Origin of the sequence: Bradyrhizobium sp. CCBAU 25360 (assembly GCF_028128695.1) — a bacterium.
In the GTDB taxonomy this organism is placed as follows: domain Bacteria; phylum Pseudomonadota; class Alphaproteobacteria; order Rhizobiales; family Xanthobacteraceae; genus Bradyrhizobium; species Bradyrhizobium ottawaense.
Genome location: NZ_LBJA01000003.1, coordinates 1 through 303 on the forward strand (window position 1 = coordinate 1; position 303 = coordinate 303).

At 64.4% G+C, this 303-nt stretch carries 1 pseudogene; it reads right to left on the minus strand.

What is annotated here, in order from left to right:
* Positions 1-229 (minus strand): annotated as a pseudogene (locus XH81_RS04725) (reverse transcriptase domain-containing protein); the annotation flags it as partial.
* Positions 230-303 lie beyond the last annotated feature (74 nt).

A 303-nucleotide genomic window follows, 5' to 3' on the forward strand; every position in this document is an offset into this window, starting at 1 on the left:
CCCCCCCCGGCGTGCCCCTGTCCGTCTCTTGCTTCTCGCCGCTCTCAAGAACGCCGGCTCGCAGCCACAGCCCGATGAGCTGCAAGATGCGAGGATCGGGGATCCTGTGCGCCACCATCCGCAACAGCCACTCGTGGTCGACCGAGTCGAAGAAGCTGCGTATGTCGGCATCGAGCACCCAGTTCACGTGCTGGCTCATGATCACCGTATGCAGAGCATCAAGCGCCATGTGAGGATTCCGCCCCGGCCGGAAGCCGTAGGAGAACCCGACGAAGTCGGCCTCGTAGAGGCGCTCAGCACCTC